This window comes from Kitasatospora sp. NPDC096077, assembly GCF_040303245.1.
Classification (GTDB): domain Bacteria; phylum Actinomycetota; class Actinomycetes; order Streptomycetales; family Streptomycetaceae; genus Kitasatospora.
This window is the reverse complement of sequence record NZ_JBEOSV010000041.1, coordinates 53,938-69,670: the sequence shown is the minus strand read 5'-3', so window position 1 is coordinate 69,670 and position 15,733 is coordinate 53,938. Positions and strand designations below refer to the sequence as shown.

Annotated in this window: 13 protein-coding genes; 5 read left to right on the top strand and 8 right to left on the bottom strand. The window is 74.3% G+C overall.

All coding sequences use genetic code 11. The features are described 5' to 3' along the window. Positions 1-126 precede the first annotated feature (126 nt). Positions 127-900: an enoyl-CoA hydratase family protein gene (locus ABTZ03_RS28900; protein WP_350516034.1), complete on the top strand. Its 774-nt coding sequence runs from the start codon at positions 127-129 to the stop codon at positions 898-900. 24 nt (positions 901-924) lie between these two features. On the opposite strand, the gene ABTZ03_RS28895 is transcribed toward ABTZ03_RS28900, so the two are convergent. Further along, the gene (locus ABTZ03_RS28895) at positions 925-1,752 is read right to left on the bottom strand and encodes a maleylpyruvate isomerase family mycothiol-dependent enzyme (protein WP_350516033.1); all 828 of its coding nucleotides are present in this window, start codon (positions 1,750-1,752) and stop codon (positions 925-927) included. A gap of 220 nt (positions 1,753-1,972) precedes the next feature. Between ABTZ03_RS28895 and ABTZ03_RS28890 the strand changes: the two genes are divergently transcribed. After that, on the top strand, positions 1,973-2,728 hold the full coding sequence (locus tag ABTZ03_RS28890) for an acyltransferase (protein ID WP_350516032.1): 756 nt from the start codon (positions 1,973-1,975) through the stop codon (positions 2,726-2,728). A 144-nt stretch (positions 2,729-2,872) separates the two neighbouring features. On the opposite strand, the gene ABTZ03_RS28885 is transcribed toward ABTZ03_RS28890, so the two are convergent. Next, positions 2,873-4,378: a PucR family transcriptional regulator gene (locus tag ABTZ03_RS28885; protein ID WP_350516031.1), complete on the bottom strand. Its 1,506-nt coding sequence runs from the start codon at positions 4,376-4,378 to the stop codon at positions 2,873-2,875. Between the two features lie 201 nt (positions 4,379-4,579). On the opposite strand from ABTZ03_RS28885, the gene ABTZ03_RS28880 reads away from it, so the two are divergent. Then, entirely contained in the window at positions 4,580-5,473 is an 894-nt protein-coding gene (locus ABTZ03_RS28880; RefSeq protein WP_502894616.1) for an esterase/lipase family protein, read from the top strand. A 97-nt stretch (positions 5,474-5,570) separates the two neighbouring features. Here ABTZ03_RS28880 and ABTZ03_RS28875 read toward each other — a convergent pair whose 3' ends face one another. Both ABTZ03_RS28875 and ABTZ03_RS28870 read right to left on the bottom strand, forming a co-directional pair. After that, positions 5,571-6,149: a HutD/Ves family protein gene (locus tag ABTZ03_RS28875; RefSeq protein WP_350516029.1), complete on the bottom strand. Its 579-nt coding sequence runs from the start codon at positions 6,147-6,149 to the stop codon at positions 5,571-5,573. A gap of 186 nt (positions 6,150-6,335) precedes the next feature. Further along, complete coding sequence (locus ABTZ03_RS28870) at positions 6,336-7,646, bottom strand: MFS transporter (RefSeq protein WP_350516028.1); 1,311 nt, start codon at positions 7,644-7,646, stop codon at positions 6,336-6,338. A gap of 116 nt (positions 7,647-7,762) precedes the next feature. Here ABTZ03_RS28870 and ABTZ03_RS28865 point away from each other — a divergent pair, with 116 nt between their 5' ends. Continuing rightward, positions 7,763-8,938 (top strand): ROK family protein, encoded by a 1,176-nt coding sequence (locus tag ABTZ03_RS28865; protein ID WP_350516050.1) that lies wholly within the window; start codon positions 7,763-7,765, stop codon positions 8,936-8,938. Between the two features lie 149 nt (positions 8,939-9,087). After that, complete coding sequence (locus ABTZ03_RS28860) at positions 9,088-10,254, top strand: PLP-dependent cysteine synthase family protein (protein ID WP_350516027.1); 1,167 nt, start codon at positions 9,088-9,090, stop codon at positions 10,252-10,254. 114 nt (positions 10,255-10,368) lie between these two features. Here the strand turns inward: ABTZ03_RS28860 and ABTZ03_RS28855 are convergent, their stop codons facing one another. From ABTZ03_RS28855 to ABTZ03_RS28840, 4 genes are all read right to left on the bottom strand, one after another. After that, entirely contained in the window at positions 10,369-10,671 is a 303-nt protein-coding gene (locus ABTZ03_RS28855) for a DUF6191 domain-containing protein (RefSeq protein WP_350516026.1), read from the bottom strand. A 61-nt stretch (positions 10,672-10,732) separates the two neighbouring features. After that, complete coding sequence (locus ABTZ03_RS28850; protein WP_350516025.1) at positions 10,733-13,216, bottom strand: right-handed parallel beta-helix repeat-containing protein; 2,484 nt, start codon at positions 13,214-13,216, stop codon at positions 10,733-10,735. A gap of 278 nt (positions 13,217-13,494) precedes the next feature. Then, complete coding sequence (locus tag ABTZ03_RS28845) at positions 13,495-14,379, bottom strand: MOSC domain-containing protein (protein WP_350516024.1); 885 nt, start codon at positions 14,377-14,379, stop codon at positions 13,495-13,497. Positions 14,380-14,662: 283 nt separating this feature from the next. Then, complete coding sequence (locus ABTZ03_RS28840) at positions 14,663-15,463, bottom strand: DUF6643 family protein (RefSeq protein ID WP_350516023.1); 801 nt, start codon at positions 15,461-15,463, stop codon at positions 14,663-14,665. Positions 15,464-15,733: the final 270 nt, after the last annotated feature.

Sequence of the window (15,733 nt, the reverse complement as noted above, 5' to 3'; positions counted from 1 at the left end):
TCGGGGGTGGGCGTGCCGGGGCGGGAGGGGGGGGGGGTCGCCACAAGCGCGTGGGGCCGGGGCTGGCGCACCCCGGACCGCGCCCGCAGTCCGACCCACCCTCAGCCGGAAGGCAGGCCCCCACCGATGACCAGCGCAGAGCCCCTCGTCCGCGTCAGCACCGCCGACGCCGTCACCACGCTCACCCTCGACTCGCCGCACAACCGCAACGCGCTCTCCTCCCGGCTGATGTCCGAGCTGCACGCCGGACTCGCGGTGGCCGCGGCGAACCGGGACGTCCGTGCGGTCGTGCTCACCCACACCGGCAAGGTGTTCTGCGCGGGAGCGGACCTCTCCGAGGCGACCGGCGCGGACCCGACGGTCGGCCCGCGCGGCCTGGTCGAGCTGCAGAAGGCGATCGTGGACTGCAGCAAGCCGGTGATCGCCGTGCTCGACGGGCACGCCCGGGCCGGCGGCCTCGGCCTGATCGGAGCGGCCGACCTCGCGGTCGCCGGACCCGCCGCGACCTTCGCCTTCACGGAGGTCCGGCTCGGCCTCGCGCCCGCCGTCATCTCGCTGCCGCTGCGCCCCAAGCTGGAGCCGCGCGCCGCCGCCCGCTACTACCTCACCGGTGAGGTCTTCGACGCCGTCGAGGCCGCCCGGATCGGTCTGATCACCCGGGCGGCCGAATCCACCGAGGACACCGGAGTGGTGCTCAAGGGCCTGCTGGACGCGCTGCGCCAGGGCTCGCCGCAGGGCTTGGCGGAGTCGAAGCGGCTAGCCAACGCCGAGGTGGTGCGGTCCTTCCAGCGGGACGCGGACGAGTTGGTGCAGCTGTCGGCGCGGCTGTTCGGGTCGGCGGAGGCGCAGGAGGGGATGCGGTCGTTCCTGGAGAAGCGGCCGGCCGCCTGGGTCCGCTGAGTCGACCCGTACGGCGGGGCGGGGTCAGCGCACCGCCGCGCCGTCCCGCCACAGGTCGAGCAGGGTGCGGTCGCCGCCGAGTTCGAGCTGCTCGGCCCGACCGAGCTGTGCGGGCCGTGCGGTCTGTCCAGCATGTCCGGCCTGTTCGGGCTGTTCGGCCTGTTCGGTCGTCAGTCGGTTCCAGAGCAGCAGGTAGAGCTCGTGGGCCGGGCCGGTGACGGTCAGGTCGGCGGGTTCCGGGCGCTCCTCCGTGGTGACGGCGAGCGGCTCGGGGGAGAGCGTCAGGTGCCAGGAGCCGGGGCCGTCGGTGGTCCGGATCCGGATGGTGCGCGGGCTGTCGTTGTGTACCGTCGGCCGGCCGCGGAGCATGAAACCGCGCAGCAGTTCGTCGATGCCGTCCAGGGCGAACGCGGTGTCCACCGCCGGGCCGGCCACACCGGCGGCCGCGTCGGCGTCGAAGCGGTGGACGGCGGTCTCGTGCGCCTGGCGCCGGGCCCAGAAGGCCAGCGGGCTGGGCGCGGGCAGGAAGGTCCAGCAGTCGAGGTCGGCCGGGGCCTCGGAGAGCGTCGTCACCAGTGCGGCATGGCCCTCGCGGAACCAGTCGAGCAGCGCGGCGTCCGAGGGCTCCGGGCCGAAGACGGCCTGCTCGCCCGCGTCGTCCAGCACCGTCCGCAGGCCCTGCCGGGGGTAGGCGGCGGCCCAGCGGTGGACCTTGCCGGTGTGGAGCAGCAGGTCGCGCACCTGCCAGTCCGGGCAGGTCGGGACGGGGGCGGTGAGGTCGGTGCGGGCGGCGGCATCGGCCAGCAGGGCGCCCTCGCGGCGCAGCGCGTCGAGGTGCTCGATGATCTCCATGGGTCGGAGTCTGCCAGCGGGCACCGACATCGGTGGCGGTTTTCGGACGGCCGTGGTCTCGCGGTGCGGATCTCGCGGTGCGGATCTCGCGGTGCCGGATACCGGACGGTCGTGGGGGCCGGAGGCCGGGGTGGCGGCGGTGCGGGAGGGGGTCGCGGGGCGCGTGTGATGTCGGACTCCCGGCGGACGGACCGACGCTACGGGCCGGTAACGTGAGCGCATGCCGATAACCCGTTCCCTTCTCTCCGCCGTTCGGGACGGTGGCCGCCGGGCCGCCGGACGCCTCGTCCACCGGGGTTGGCGCTGGATGCAGCGGAACGGCGCGGTGACCAACCGGAACCCCGGCCCGTACCGGTTCGGCGAACTGGGTGACGGCACCACGCTGGCGTTCCCGCCCGGGGCGGTCTTCAACGAGCAGTGGATCACCATCGGGCCGTTCTCGATCATCGGCGAGCGGGTCACCATCAGCGCGGGCTTCCTGCCCGGGCTCGACCTCGGGCCGGAGCCGATCGTGCGGATCGGCGGCGGCTGCGTCATCGGCCGGGACAGTCACATCGTCGGCCACCAGTCGATCGTGATCGGCGACGACGTCTGGACCGGGCCCGGCGTGTACGTCAGCGACCAGGCCCACGAGTACCGGGACACCGAGCTGCCGATCGGCAAGCAGTGGCCGCGCAACGAGCCGGTGGAGATCGGCGCGGGCAGCTGGATCGGCACCGGCGCCGTGATCATGCCGGGCGCCCGGATCGGGCGCAACGTGGTGGTCGCGGCGGGCGCGGTGGTGCGTGGCGAGGTGCCCGACCACAGCGTGGTCGCCGGGGCCCCGGCCAAGGTGGTCCGCCGCTGGACCGAACAGGAGGGCTGGCAGCCGCCGCTGCGCCACGAGCCGCCCCAGCCGGTGCCGGACGGCGTGACGGCGGAGCAGCTGCGCGCCCTGGTGGGATGGGACCTGCGGTTGCCGGGGGAGCGGGACTGAGACCGCCCGGCCGGCCGTGAGCCCGTACGAGGCTGAACTGCTGAGCCCGTACGAGGCTGAACCGCTGAACCGCTGAACTGCTGAGCCCGGAGCGGCCGTTGACGCGCCCGTGCCGCTGTTACCGGTGATGCGGGCGTCGCGTCCTCACCAGCCGCCTGCCGGGGTCGACTGCTCGGCGGTCCGGGCGGCGATCGCGGCGGTGATCCGCAGGACGTCGGCGGGGCGGGCCGGATCCAGGCCGGTCAGGACGGCGATCCGGCGCAGCCGGTAGTCGACGGTGTTCGGGTGCAGGTGCAGGGCGTTCGCGGTGTGCCGGCGGTTGAGGCCGCCGGCCAGGTGGGTGCGCAGCGTGGTGAGCAACTCCCCGGCGTCGGCCAGCGGTTCGATCAGCGCGGCGAGCCGGGAGCGGGCTCGGCTGGGCCGGGTGAGCTGGTACTCCAGCAGCACGTCGTCGAGTCGGTGCAGCCCGGGCGGGCGGCCGAACGCCCGGGCGACGTCCAGGACTTCGTACGCGAGGGCGGCGGCGCCGGGCACCTCGGCGGGGACCGCGGCGGCCGCTCCGGCCAGCACGGGAACCCCGGCGGCGCGGGCCGCGGCGGCGAGGGCGGCGGTGAGCTGTGGCCAGGCCTCCTCGGCGGTTCCGTCGAACGCCTGGACGGCGGAGTGGCCCGAGGTGGCGAAGTCGTCCGGTGCGGTGGTGCGGCCCGGTGCGGTGATGTGCTCCGAGGTGGCGGTGCGATCCGAGGCGGCGGGGCGGTCCGAGGCGGTGGTGCGGTCCGGCGCGGTGGAGTGGTCCGGCACGGTCGGCAGCGGGACGAGGACCAGGCCGCCGGTCGGGGTGAGCGTGCTGAGCGCCGACTGCCGGGTGCGGTGGTCGAGTTCGGCGCCGAAGCGGCGGACCTTGCGGCGGGCGGCGATGCCCGGGTCGATGCCGGGGGAGTGCTCGTCCGGGTGGTCGGCGAAGGACAGGCAGAGCACCGCGTAGCCGGCCGGCAGCCCGGTTCCGGCCCGGGCGGCGGCCTCCTCGGCGGGGGTGCCCGCGAGCAGCGCGGTGAGCAGGGACTGCCGGGCGGAGGAGCGCCGGTCGACGGCCGAGCGCTGACCGTCCAGGTAGCCGGTGCCGGCGGCGGTGGAGGCCCGGCGGAGCTGGTCGAGCAGCAGGCGGTTGAGCAGCAGCAGGTCGGCGGCGTCACCGGCGTGGGCGTCCCGGGTGAGGAACTCCCAGCAGACCTCCATGCCGAGGTGGTGGGCGAGCAGGACGGCGTCCAGCGGGAGGCCCTCCTCGGCCCGGCGGGCGGCGGCCTCCCGTACGGCGGTGAACTCCTCGGCGGGGGCGGGCACTCCGGTGCGGACGGCGTGGGCCAGGGCGCGGATCCGGCGCTCGGTGTCCCGGGTGAGTTCACCGCCGAGCTGCTCCCGGGGGAGTCGGCGGTAGACCGGCACGCGGTCCAGCAGGGCGGCGACCACGTTCGCGGCCAACTCGCGCGCGCCGCCGAGGAGTCGCTGGTCGGCGGGGAGTCCGCCGATCACCGGGGCGCGCCAGGGGGAGGGGCGGTCGGCGGCCTCCGTGGGGGATCCGGGGGGCTGCGCGGCGAAGGCTTCGGCCGGGCGGCTCGTGGGGGTGCAGTGGGGCGCGTTGTGACCGGTCACAGAGAACACCGTCCAGGTCTGGGGAACGCCCAAGGGCCGGGCCGGAGGGGCGACCGCATCATTGAGCCACTCGGGTTACCTGTTGGTAACAAACTTCTGCTGTGGAGGCAACAGTTGAGAACCCCACTTCTCCGCTTCTCCGCAACTCCCGTGCGCCGTCGGCTCGGCGGGGCCCTCGGCGCGGCCGTCCTGGCGGGCGCGCTGCTGGTCGGTGCGGCGGCTCCCGCCGGCGCGGCACCGGCCGTCACCGCGAACCCGGCCGTCACCGCGAACCCGGCCGTCACCGCCGCGGCCGAACTCCCGCCCGACGGCGACTCGGTGGCCTCGCCGCCCGGCGCCAACGACTGGAGCTGCCGGCCGTCCGCCGCGCACCCCGACCCGGTGGTGCTGGTGCACGGCACCTTCGCCAACCGCTACGAGAACTGGCTGGCGCTCTCCCCGCTGCTGAAGGGCCTCGGGTACTGCGTCTTCGCCCTCGACTACGGCACCATCCCCGGCATCACCTCCACCGGCAGCGGTCTGCTGCTGCCGATCGGCGGCCTCGGGGCGGTTCCCGCCTCGGCGGCCCAACTCGCCCACTTCGTCGACCTGGTGCGCGGCGCGACCGGTGCGGCCAAGGTCGACATCGTCGGTCACTCGCAGGGCGGCATGCTGCCGAACTACTACCTCAAGTTCCTCGGCGGGGCCTCGAAGGTGGACCGGATGGTCGGCCTGGCGCCGTCCAACCACGGCACCACCCTCGACGGCATCACCAAGCTGGCGCCGTACTTCCCCGGCGTGGCCGACCTGATCTACACCGTCTGCCAGGCCTGCCGCGACCAGGCGGTGGGCTCCGACTTCAACGCCACCATGGCCTCCCGGCCGGACACCGTGCCGGGGGTGCACTACACGGTGATCTCCACCGTGTACGACGAGGTCGTCACCCCCTGGCGGACCCAGTTCCTGAACGGGCCGGACGTGGACAACGAGGTGCTCCAGGACCACTGCCCGGTCACGCTCGCCGAGCACGTCGCGATCGCGTTCTCGCCGACGGCGCTGCACCTGGTGACCAACGCCCTGGACCCGGCGCACGCCACACCGGTGTTCTGCGGCTGAGCCCTTGCCGCGGCTGCCCGTGCCCCCGGTCGTTCCGGGGCGCGGGCAGCGCGTCGTTCGGGCAGTAGGGCAGTCGGGCGTTCAGGCAGTCCGGCGGTCAGCGGGTGGTGACCGTACGGAAGGTGATCGCGGCGGCGACCCCGTCGGGTCGCAGCTCGTGGGCGCCGGGGGCGTCGAGCAACGCGGCGTCGTAGCGGGACAGTTCGAGGTCGTCGACGGCAGCCGAACCGGCCAGGCACACCAGCAGGACGGTCGCCGCCGACGGGACCTGGACGCTGCCGGGCCCGGTGCGCAGGTCGACGGTGGCCTCGACCCGGCCGCGGCGGGTCATCACGTTGAAGTCCACCACCGGACCGTCGAGCAGCCGGCAGTCGGTCGTGGCGTCACCGGGGAAGGCGAAGGGCCGGAACGGGACGTCGATCGACTGCACCGCGCCGTCCACGGTGAGAGCCATGCCCGCGCCCTCGACCAGGGTGATCACCCGGTCGATGCCGGGGAACGGCGAGAAGGGGCCGGCCGAGGCGACGTCGGCGAGGCTCACCCGCCAGTCGAACTCGCCCAGTCCGGCCCCGACGGGGAACCCGGCGACCTCCCTGGTCACCCCGCCCCCGTTGAGCCATGCGGTGGCCGGGCGCTCGTTCGCCCGCAGTACCTGGATGCGTCCGGTGGTGGTCATGGAGCCGCATCCTGCCACTTGCCGGGCGGATCCGGCAGTGCCGGGTGCTGCGGGGGTGGCGGCGAACAGCGAACAGCAAACAACAAACAGCGAACAACAAACAGATAACGGATAACAGAAACTGAAATCTGTTATCCGTCATCTGTCATTCGTCACCTGTTCGCTGCCATCCGCTACCGCTACCTGTCAGCGCCGTCCCACCGTCAGTGGCAGCAGGGCCGCCGCCGTGGCCGCGATCGCGACCGTGGTCAGGGCCAGCGGCAGTCCGGCCGCGTCGGCGAGGAACCCGATCACCACCGGCCCGATCAGCATCCCGCCGTACCCGAGCGTCGAGGCGAGCGCGACGCCCTGCGGCCCGCCCGCCGCACCGGCCCGCGCGATCGCGAGCGGGAACAGGTTCGCCAGCCCGAGGCCGACCAGAACGAACCCGGAGACGGCCAGCGGCACCGAGGGTGCCAGGGCGGCGAGCAGCATCCCGGCTGCTGCGGTCAGTCCGCCGAACAGCATCAGCCGGTTCTGGCCCAGCCGGATGGACAGCCAGGTCCCGCCGATCCGACCGCTCGTCATGGCGAAGGCGTACGCCGCGTACCCGGCGGCGGCCGTCCCCGCGCTTGCATGGACGTCGTCGGTGAGGTGGAGGGTGGTCCAGTCGGCGATCGCGCCCTCCCCGTACGCCGTGCACAGCGCGGTGAGCCCGAGCAGCAGCACCAGCAGCCGGACGTGACCCCCGCCCGGGCGGTCCGCCGCGCCCGACGCGGAACCCGCCCCTGGCGCGGAGCCCGTCCCCGATGCGGAGCGCGTCCCCGGAGCGGAGTCCGGGGCCGAACCTCCGTCCGAGCGCTCCGGCACGACCATCGGCGCCGCCGGGCTGCGCAGCAGGACGACGCCCGCGCCGACGGTGACGGCCAGCCCGAGCAGTCCGCCGAGCGCGAGCGCCCACGCGGTGGTGAGCCGGTCGGCGAGCAGTCCGCCGAAGCCCGCGCCGAGCAGTCCGCCCAGGCTGTACCCGGCGTGGAAGCTGGGCATGACCGGCCGTCGCAGCTGTGCCACCAGGTCGACGGCGGCGCTGTTCATGGCGACGTTGGCGCCGCCGTACCCGGCGCCGAACAGCAGCAGTACGGCGCCGAGCGAGAGCACCGAGTGGGCGTGCGCGGGCAGCGGTACGGCGAGGCCGAGCACGGCGAGCGAGCCGACGGTGACCGGCCGCGAGCCGTACCGGAGGCAGAGTCTGCCGACGACCGGCATGGTGAGCACGGCGCCGATGGAGAGGCAGAGCAGAGCCAGTCCGAGGGCGCTGTGCGAGGCGCTGACCTGGCTGCGGACGTCCGGGATGCGGACGACCCAGGCGGCGAAGAGGAAGCCGTCGACGGCGAAGAAGGCGGTGAGGGCGAGCCGCGCGGGCCCCCAGGGCCTGTCGGCGACCGGGGGTGTGCTGAGAGACTGTGTGGGGGAGTGGTCGGCGTGGCGGCGGGAACGGATTTTGTTTCGAAGCGGCACAAAGTCACAATAGGGGCGTGCAGCTCTCACCTTCAAGCCCGCGGCCCCGCTCCGGGACCGATGCCGACGCGCAGCGCGACGCCCATCGCCGCGCGGCTCCCGACCGCGGTCGGACGCTGCTCGGACCTGCGCTCTCGCTCATCCACACCGGCCAGACCCCGACCCGGTCCGCCCTCACCCGCGCGCTGGACGTCACCCGGGCCACCGCCGGCGCGGTCACGGCCGAACTGGAGGCGCTCGGTCTGATCACCGTCGACTCCCGCCCGGCCGGCGGCGGTCGCGGCCGGCCCTCGCACCGGCTGGCGATCGACCCCCAGGGCCCGGTCGTGGTGGCCGGCCAGATCCACGCCGACGGGCTGAGCGTCACCCTGGCCGGCCTCGGCGGACTCCTCGACCCGCCCGTCCACCTGCCGCTGCCCGCCGCCACCGACCCGGTCCGGATGCTGCGCGCCGTCGCCCAGGCGGGTGCCGAACTGGCCCGCGCGACCGGTCGCCGCTGCCTGGCCGCCGCGCTCGCGCTGCCCAACCCGGTCACCGAACCGGACGGCACCGCGCTCGCCGCCCTGCACTTCGCCTGGCCCAGCGGCACCCCGGTCGCCGACCTGTACGACGTCGAGGTCGGCCGGGCCGACCACGGCCCGAAGGCGGTGCACCCGCTGCCCACCGCGATCGCCAACGACGCCAACCTCGCCGCGCTCGCCGAGTACCGGCACGGCGCCGGTCGCGGCGCCCGGCACCTGCTGTTCGTCACCTCGGGCCACCGCGGCGTCGGCGGCGCGCTGGTGATCGACGGCCACCTGCACACCGGCAGCGCCGGGCTCGCCCTGGAGGTCGGCCACCTCACCGTCGACCCGCAGGGCCGCCCCTGCGTGTGCGGCAACCGCGGCTGCCTGAACTCCGAGACCGACCCGGACGCGCTGTTCGCCGCCGCGGGCCTCACCCCCGAGCCGGGGCGCCCACTGCTCGACCAGGCCCGCGAGCTGTGCTGGGCGGCCGCGACCGACGAGCGGGCGCGGGCCGCGGTGGAGCACGTGATCGACCGGCTCGGACTCGGACTGGCCGGGGTCGTCAACATCCTCAACCCGGACCGGGTGGTGCTCAGTGGACTCCACCTCGATCTCCTGGAGGCGGCTCCGGACCGGCTGCGCGCGGTGGTCGCCGACCGCAGCCTGTGGGGGCGCAGCGGACGGGTGCCGATCGTCGGCGCGGAGCTGGCGCACGGCGCGCTCGCGGGCGCGGCGGAGCTCGGCTGGGGGCCGTACCTGGCGGACCCGCAGTCGGTGCCGGTGTAGCGCCGAGGCCGGGCGGGTCGGCCGGGAGCGGGATCCGAGGGGGCGAGAGCGGCGATAAGCGGAACCTGGGCCTCGGGAAGCGGTCACTTATCGTGACACTCGTACACTCGTAGTGAGCAGTGGGGGGCCGCAACGAGGGAGTAGTGACCATGAGCACCCAGTCCGGTGGAAGCCTCGGCACCGAGCCGACCGGCGCGGTCCGGCCGATCGGCGACGTTCAGCCGACCGGCGACGTCGACCGCTCCGACCAGCAGTACCGCGCCTGGCTCAAGGAGGCGGTGCGCAAGGTCCAGGCCGACGCCAACCGCTCCGCCGACACCCACCTGCTGCGCTTCCCGCTGCCGGCCGAGTGGGGGATCGACCTCTACCTCAAGGACGAGTCCACCCACCCGACCGGCTCGCTCAAGCACCGGCTGGCCCGCTCGCTCTTCCTCTACGGGCTCTGCAACGGCTGGATCCGCCCCGGCAAGCCGGTCATCGAGGCCTCCAGCGGCTCGACCGCCGTCTCGGAGGCGTACTTCGCCCAGCTGATCGGGGTGCCGTTCATCGCCGTCATGGCGAAGAGCACCAGCCAGGCCAAGATCGACCTGATCGAGTTCCACGGCGGGGAGTGCCACCTGGTCGACCGCTCGGACGAGGTGTACGAGGCCTCCGCGCGGCTCGCCGAGGAGACCGGCGGGCACTACATGGACCAGTTCACCTACGCCGAGCGGGCCACCGACTGGCGAGGCAACAACAACATCGCCGAGTCGGTCTTCGCCCAGCTGCGCCTGGAGCCGCACCCCGAGCCGGCCTGGATCGTCGCCACCGCCGGGACGGGCGGCACCTCGGCGACCATCGCCCGCTTCGTGCACTACATGCAGTACGACACCCGGATCTGCGTCGCGGACCCGGAGAACTCCTGTTTCTTCGACGGCTGGGTCGACCACGACCCGGACGCCGTGTGCGCGAGCGGCTCCCGGATCGAGGGCATCGGGCGGCCGCGGATGGAGCCAAGCTTCGTGCCGGGCGCCATCGACCGGATGATGAAGGTGCCGGACGCCGCCTCGATCGCCGCGGTGCGGGTGCTGGAGCGGGTGCTCGGGAAGAAGGCCGGGGCCTCCACCGGGACGGGGTTGTGGAGCGCGCTGCGGATCGTGTCCGAGATGCGGGCGGCCGGCCGGACCGGCAGCGTGGTCACCCTGATCTGCGACCCGGGGGACCGCTACCTGGACAAGTACTACTCGGACGACTGGCTGGCCGGTGAGCGGATCGACATCGCGCCGTACCGGGCCGTGATGGAGTCCTTCCTGGCCGGCGGCGCCTGGACGGGCTGACGGCGAACGGCGAACAACAAACAGCGAACAACAAACAGAGTTCAGATGACAGATTTCAACATCTGTCATCTGAACTCTGTCACTTGTCGCCTGTCACCCGCTCCGGGCTTCCCGCTACCCGCCCGCACCCCGCTGCCGGATCACCGCCCGCCCGTTCGCGAGGTCGATCCCCGTCCGCTTCGGCGCACCGTCGTGCTCGTCGTCCCGCAGCACCAGCTCGACCCGCCGTTGTTCGAGCTGCACCCGCTTGCTCGGGTACAGCAGCGCGTGCAGCTCCTCCGTCGCGGTCGCGCCCGCGCCGCGCTCACCGGGTGCGGCGTGTCGGGTGCGCAGGTGTCGTGCCACCGCGCCGAGGAAGAACAGCACCACCAACCCGGCAGGCAGCAGCAGTCCACCCGCGGCGCCCGTCAGAAGCATGCCCATGTCCACCCCAACGCCCCGTCACGGCAAGAGAGTTCCCGCCCTCTGGGGCCCGCCGTCACGGCAGCGGCGCGGTCGGCAGGTCCGCCGGGATCAGCAGCTGCAGCTCCTCCGTGGACGGGTCGGCCAGCGCCGCCACCCGCACCGCGTGCCGTTCGACCATGGTCTCGAAGACCTGCCGGGCGGTGCGCCCGTTACCGAAGTTGGGGCCGCGCTCCAGTTGGGCGAAGTGCTCCAGCAGCGCGGCCCCGGTCGCCTCGCCGAGCGCGTACTCGTGCTCCGCGCACTGCGCCCGGGCGATCTCCAGCAGCTCGTCCGCCGTGTAGTCGGGGAAGGTGATGGTCCGTGAGAAGCGCGACGAGACACCGGGGTTGGCGGACAGGAAGCGTTCCATCTCGGCGGTGTAGCCCGCCACGATGACGACCACCTCGTCCCGGTGGTCCTCCATCAGCTTGACCAGGGTGTCGATGGCCTCGCGCCCGAAGTCCCGTGCGCCGTCCTCCGGTGCGAGCGCGTACGCCTCGTCGATGAACAGCACCCCGCCGCGGGCCCGGTCGAAGGCGGCGGCGGTGCGGATCGCGGTGGAGCCGATGTGCTCGCCGACCAGGTCGACCCGGGCCACCTCGACCAGGTGTCCGCGCTGGAGCACCCCGAGCGAGGCGAGGATCTCGCCGTACAGCCGGGCGACGGTGGTCTTGCCGGTGCCGGGGGCGCCGGTGAAGACCAGGTGCCGGCGCAGCGAGGGCGCCTTGAGCCCGGCCTGGCGGCGGCGCCGGCCGACCGAGATCAGGTCGATCAGGGTGCGCACCTCCTGCTTCACGGTGGCCAGTCCGACCAGTGAGTCCAGTTCGGCGAGCGCCTCGTCAGCGGGCCGGCAGTCCGGGATCGGCCCGATCGTGGACGTCGCCGTCGACGCGGCGGAGGGGGCCACGCCGGCCGGAGTCGATCCGGCGACCGCCGAGGTCAGCGAGGCGGCGGTCAACGCCGGAGCCGTGGGCGACAGTTGGGGAGACCTCGGGGTCGGCAGCTCGGGCAGTCCGGAGCCGGTCGGGCCGGCCGCACCGGTCCGGGCCACGTCGTCCGAGGTGCAGCCCTCCGCGATCGGCCCCGGTTCGGAGAACTCGAACCCGGCCCGCTCGTTCTGTTCCGCCCGGCACCGGGTGAGCTGGGTGCGGCAGCCGTCGATGATGTGAAAGCCGAAGCCCTTGCCGTGCGAGACCCGGCAGTCCTCGAAGGTGCCCCGGCCCTGCGCCGAGACGTACACCCCGGCGTCCGTGCTGGCCCGTACGGTGCACTCGCGCAGCACCGGGTCGGCGCCCTTGGTGACGATCACCCCGGTGGCGACGTCGGAGATCTCGCAGTCGGTGAGCAGCCCGCCGCTGCCGTGGTCGCGGAACCAGAGCCCGGTCCCGGCCTCCTGCACCCGGCAGGAGGCCAGCGAGACGGTGGCCCCGCCGCTGACCGAGACCGCCGAGCTGCGGATCCGGCTGAACGAGCAGCCCTGGGCGACGGCGGCGGAGTCCCGGTCGAGCACGAACAGGGCGTCCGGCAGGTCGTGCAGGGAGCAGTCGGTGAGGGTGAGTCGGGCGCCGTCGCTGACCCACAGCGCCGGGTACTCGCCGGAGGAGCCGTGGATCTGGCAGGACTCGGCGACCGCTTCGGTGCCCTGGTCCCAGACCGACAGCGCCCCGCGGCCGAAGTCCCGCACGGTGCTGTTGACGAGGCTGAGCTTGGCGCGTCCGCGCAGGTCGGCGCCGTTCTCCGGGAGGTCGTGCACCCGGCAGCCGGTGAGTACCAGTTCGGCCTCGCCGTCCAGGGTCAGGCCGTTGCCGGTCACCCGGTGGATGTCGCAGTCGACCAGCCGTCCGCCGGCCTGCGCCTCGGCCTGCACGCCGCTGCCGCGGATCTCGTAGATCTCGCAGCCGGTGAGCTCGGCGGCGCTGCCCGGGTCGGAGAGCAGCACCCCGGCGCCGGAGGCGTGGTGCACCCGGCACCGGTCCAGGGCGGCGGTCGCCCCGCCGAGGACGGCGAGCCCGGCCTGGCCGGCCGCGGCGACCTCGCAGTCCTCGAAGGCGGCGGCGGTTCCCTCGCCGCGCAGCCGCAGTCCGAGTCCGCCCGGGTTGGCGACCACGCAGCCGCGCAGGGTGGGCCGGGCACCGCCGACGATCTCGACCCCGGTGGCGGAGCGGGTCTCGATCCGACAGCCGCTGAAGGAGGGCGTCGCCTGCGGCCCGGTGACCAGGACGGCGGGAGTGGAGCTGTCGCCGCCCTCGACCACCAGGTCCCGTACGGTCGCGGCGGCGGTGACGGTGATCGCCACCCCGGAGGCCGGCTCGATCCGGACGGTGCCCGGGCCCTGGGCCGGGACGACCGTCACCGGCTTGTCCAGCAGCAGGTTCTCCCGGAAGGTGCCCGGCCGGACGGTCACGGTGTCGCCCGGCTCGGCGGCGGCCAGCGCCTCCGCGAGCGTGTCGTACTCGCCGGCGCGGCGGCGCCAGCGGGATGCGCTGTCCTGGGTGACCCGGACCCTGTGCTCAGCCATGACGATCTGTCGTCCCCACCTTCGTCGTGCCGGCGATCAACGGGCCGTGGGCGCGGGGGTGCGCGGGCCGTCCGCCCACCGTAGCGCGCCCGGACGGGTGGTCCGTCCGCCCGTCCGGACCGGTCCGGGGGGACGGCCCGGCCGTCCGCCGCCGGGCGGACACGGGGGGAGCCCACCGCGGCCACAGGTTCCGACCACTTGTTTCAACGAGCGCGCACAGCCGGAGTTCCGTCCCGGACGGACCGCGCGCGGAACTCCGGCCAGGGCGCGACGGCGGCTCAGCGCCCGTCGGCGGTCCAGTGCGCCCCGTCCTCCAGCACCTCGACGTCGTCGCCGAGCCGCAGCGTGCCCAGCACGTCGCCCTCGACGCCGGCAGGCCGTTCGGGGATCAGGTTCTGGCCGAACGCCGCCTTGCGCAGCAGCCTGTGGTGCCGGGCCAGGGTGCGCAGCGGTTCGGGGCCGCGTCGCTCGCCGGTCTCCTGGTCGGTGGTGGTGATCACGCAACGGCCGCAGGGCTTGACCACCTTGAAGGTGAGCGCGCCGATCCGGATCCGGCGCCAACCGTCCTCGGCCCAGGGCGCGGAGCCGCCGACCACGACGTTGGGGCGGAAACGTTCCATCGGCAGCGGCTGGTGACCGGCGGGGTCCCCGTCCTGCTCCGCGGCGATCAGCTCGTTCAGCCGGTCCAGCGAGCCGGTGGTGGTGAGCAGCAGCGGGAAGCCGTCGGCCATCGAGACGGTGTCGCCGGGCGCGCCGTACTCGGGGTCGACCGGCCGGGCGCGTGGGTCGTCCAGGTGCACCAGGCGGTAGTCGCCGAGGTGTTCGGCGATCCAGAGGTGTGCCTCCTTGGCGGCCTCGGCGGCGCGGAAGCGGGTGCCCCAGACCTCGACCTCGGCCACCGGGTCGCCGGCGTCGGCGGCGGGGGCGGTGACCTCGATCCGGGAGCCGTCGGGCGCGGTCAGCGCCAGCGCGCCGTCGGGCAGCAGGCCGACCCGGATCTGTCCGAGGGCGGCGTTCTCGCGCTGGCTGACGAAGCGCCCGGTGGGGTCGGCGAGCATCCAGCGGCGGTCTCCGGCCAGACCCCAGGGATGGACCGCGGCGGTTTCCGGGCTCAGGCGGTACATCGACTTGACGGGGTGGACGTGGAGTCCGGTGAGCTGCATACCCCCATCCTGCCAGCAGCGCTTCGGCCGGTCGCACGGCCCCGGCCCGGCCCGCTTCCCGCCGCCCGCGTCCTCCGTCCGTTCCCGCCACCCGACCCGCGGCCGGACCCGCCGCACACCCCAGTGCCCCCCGTACGCGCACGGACCGCCCGGTACGCCGTGGGGGGCGTTCCGGGCGGTCCGTGGATGACCCGTTTCTCCGTTCGCCCGGCGCTCGGGGGTCGCCGGGTGCTGTTCAGGTGGTGCGGGTGCGGGCCGGTGGGGTCGGCCCCGGGTCAGTGGCTCAGTAGCCCTGCCCCTGCGGCTGGTAGCCGCCCTGCTGGTAGCCGCCGGGCTCGCCGTACGGGCCCGGACGCTGCGGCTGCATCGGGCGGACCGGCGCGACCGGCGCCATGGCCGGGCGCAGCTGGCCGCCGCCGAAGCCCTGGTCGGCGCCCTGGCCGCCGGGGAAGCCGGGGCCGGCCGGGTTCGGGCCGCCGAAGGACTGCTGGCCGCCGAAGCTCTGCGGACCGCCCTGCGGGGCGCCGCCGGGCTGGCCCTGGCCGAAACCGGCCGGCCCACCGGTCGGCTGCGCGCCGAAGGTCTGCTGGCCGCCCTGGCCGATGAAGGTGTTCTGGCCGCCGAAGCTCTGGCCGCCGGTCGGCTGGTAGCCGCCGCTGGCGGTCTGCGCGAAGGTCGGGGCCGGGGGCTGCTGCCGCTGGTAGGGCTGGGGGGCGCCGTAGCCGGGGACGGGCGGCTGGGGCGCGGCGGCGTACGCGGGCGCGGGCTGCGCCGGGATGTACGCCGTGGCCGGGCCGGCGGAGGGGCCGCTGCTCGGGCCGGGGCCCAGGGCGAGGCGGGCGGGCGGCAGCGCGGGGAGGTTGCTGCCGGCGCTCTCGTACCCGTTGCCGTACCGGTTCTCGTAGGACTGGCCGAGGCCGGATCCGTAACCGGAGGACAGTGCCGGCGGGAGGGCGGCCGGCACGTTGATGGGTGCGATCTGGGGGACGCCGCGCTCAGCCACGAGGCTGTCGTAGATCGGCGTGCCGGAGGAGAAGGACGGAGAGGGGTAGCCGACTCCGTCGTAGGAGCGGGGCGAGGTCATGGGGCATACGGTAAGCCCACAATGCGGCTGCTGAGGAGAGCGGGAGGGGGAGCAGTTCGAGTGTTTACACAGTCTTCGCCCGCACAAAGGTTTCGAAAGTAGGAAGAACGGACATAACGGCGTTCGGTTCCGGACAACCTTGGCGCCCCGTCAGTGATCGAACAGTGCCCGGACGCGGCCGCCGGAAGGCCTTGCGGTGACCGGGCGGTGGACGCCCGAGGGCCTTGTGGAGAAACTTTTGCGCACGGGGCGTGCGCCGGCGCATTCGAG